Source organism: Arenimonas malthae CC-JY-1 (assembly GCF_000747075.1).
Taxonomy (GTDB): domain Bacteria; phylum Pseudomonadota; class Gammaproteobacteria; order Xanthomonadales; family Xanthomonadaceae; genus Arenimonas; species Arenimonas malthae.
This window is the reverse complement of record NZ_AVCH01000128.1, coordinates 1-579: the sequence shown is the minus strand read 5'-3', so window position 1 is coordinate 579 and position 579 is coordinate 1. Positions and strand designations below refer to the sequence as shown.

Below are 579 nucleotides of genomic sequence, written 5' to 3'. Positions count from 1 at the left end.
CCAGGGCGGCCGGCACGCCATCGCCAGGGCCGAAGCTGCGCCGCGGCAGCAACCGCCCGCCTTCCCACTGCAGGCGCGACAGCCGTCCCAGGCCGGCCAGCCACACGCTGCCATCGGGCTCGGCGAGCAGGTCGAGCACGGGCCCGGGCAGCGCGCCGGCCACGGGCTCGAAGCTCGCTGCGCCCGGCACCCAGCGCGCCAGGCCGGTTTCAAGGGCGACCCACGGCTGGCCGTCCGGCCCGCGCCAGAGTGGCCCGGGTGGCGAACCCGGAAGCCCGCCCAGCGTCGCGCCGCCGCCATCACGCCATTCGATGCCCGCCGCACCCACGAGCCAGATGCGCCCGTCCGACGCTTCCAGCATCTGCGCCACCGCACTGCCGGCCGCGGGCAGGGGCTGCCGGCGCCAGGCCGCCGCCTGCGCATCGAACGCCAGCCGCGACAGCGCCGCCCCCTGGGCCAGCCACAGGCTGCCGTCGGCGCGCGTCAGCAGCGCGGTGATGGGCGAAGGCCGCAAGGCCGGCAGCACGGAAGGCGTGCGCTCGCGGCCCGCGCCAAGATCGAGCAGCCGCAGCGACGCGC

Annotated in this window: 1 pseudogene; it reads right to left on the bottom strand. The window is 78.1% G+C overall.

Going from position 1 to position 579, the window contains the following annotated elements:
* A pseudogene (locus N790_RS16365) lies at positions 1–579 on the bottom strand (hypothetical protein); the annotation flags it as partial.